The organism is Ruegeria sp. HKCCA4633, from assembly GCF_013034605.1.
Lineage (GTDB): Bacteria > Pseudomonadota > Alphaproteobacteria > Rhodobacterales > Rhodobacteraceae > Ruegeria.
In genome coordinates this window covers 1-1,616 of sequence record NZ_WQGJ01000023.1, presented here as the reverse complement: position 1 = coordinate 1,616, position 1,616 = coordinate 1, and the positions used below count along the sequence as shown (strand labels likewise).

1 protein-coding gene is annotated in these 1,616 nt (G+C 61.4%); it reads right to left on the bottom strand.

Annotated features, from left to right (window positions below):
- Positions 1-1,616, bottom strand: a 1,616-nt coding sequence (locus GOV85_RS21385) for a bifunctional sulfate adenylyltransferase/adenylylsulfate kinase (protein WP_171182002.1), incomplete at both ends; no start/stop codon positions are given.

Genomic DNA, 1,616 nt, shown 5'->3' with positions numbered 1-1,616 from the left:
ACCTGATGAGCGCAGTTGTCGACTTCGACATTTTCGGTTTCGACGCTCAGTTCAGGGTTTTCCGGCACGTCATAAGGGTCGGAAATACCGGTGAACTCTTTGATCTTGCCCTCGCGGGCCAGCTTGTACAGGCCCTTGCGGTCGCGGCGTTCGCATTCCTCGATGGTGGTCGCGACATGCACTTCGCAGAAGGCACCAAACTGTTCGATCTCTTCGCGCACGGCGCGGCGCGTGGTGGCGTAGGGCGCGATGGGCGCGCAGATGGCGATGCCGCCGTTCTTGGTGATCTCTGAGGCCACATAGCCGATCCGGCGGATGTTCAGGTCGCGGTGCTCTTTCGAGAAGCCCAGTTCGGACGACAGGTTCTTACGCACGATGTCGCCATCCAGCAGCGTCACCGGGCGCCCGCCCATCTCCATCAGCTTGACCATCAGTGCGTTGGCGATGGTGGATTTGCCCGAGCCTGAGAAGCCGGTGAAGAACACGGTAAAGCCCTGCTGGCTGCGCGGCGGTTTGGTCTTGCGCAGCTCGGCCACAACTTCGGGAAAGCTGAACCATTCGGGGATTTCCAGACCCTCGGCCAGACGGCGGCGCAGCTCCGTTCCGGAAATGTTAAGGATTGTCACCTTATCCTTGTCTTTGATCTCGTCATTGGGTTCGTACTGGGCGCGTTCCTGGACGTAGACCATGTGTTTGAAATCGACCATTTCGACGCCGATTTCATCCTGATACTGGCGGAACAGGTCCTGCGCGTCGTACGGGCCATAGAAATCTTCGCCCTGGCTGTTTTTGCCCGGGCCTGCGTGGTCGCGGCCAACGATAAAGTGCGTGCAACCGTGGTTGGCGCGGATCAGCCCGTGCCAGACCGCCTCGCGCGGGCCAGCCATGCGCATGGCCAGGTTCAGCAGGCTCATCGAGGTGGTGGACGCCGGGTACTTGTCCAGCACCGCCTCATAACACCGCACGCGGGTGAAGTGATCCACGTCGCCCGGCTTGGTCATGCCGACAACCGGGTGGATCAACAGGTTGGCCTGTGCTTCCTTGGCGGCGCGGAAGGTCAGTTCCTGATGCGCGCGGTGCAGCGGGTTGCGGGTCTGGAAGGCCACGATGCGGCGCCAGCCCAGCTTGCGGAAATAGGCGCGCAGTTCGTTTGGCGTGTCGCGGCGGCCGCGGAAGTCATAGTGAACGGGCTGTTGGATGCCGGTCACGGGGCCACCCAGATAGACTTTGCCGGCCACGTTGTGCAGGTAGTTGACCGCAGGGTGCGCATCGTCATCGGCGCCAAACACCTTCTCGGCCTCACGCGCCTTGTCCGGCGCCCAGCGATCGGTGACGGTCATGGTGGCGAGGATCACGCCCTCCTGGTCACGCAGGGCGATGTCCTGGCCCAGCTCGATACTGTCGGCAAAATCTTCGCTGACATCCAGCGTGATCGGCATCGGCCAGAGCGTGCCGTCAGCCAGGCGCATGTCCTCCACCACGCCGTTGTAATCAGCTTCGGTCAGAAACCCCTTGAGCGGGTTGAACCCGCCATTCATCAGAAGCTCCAGATCGCAGATCTGACGCGGGCTCAGGTCATGGCTGGTCAGATCAGAAGCTTCGAACTTAAGTTTCTG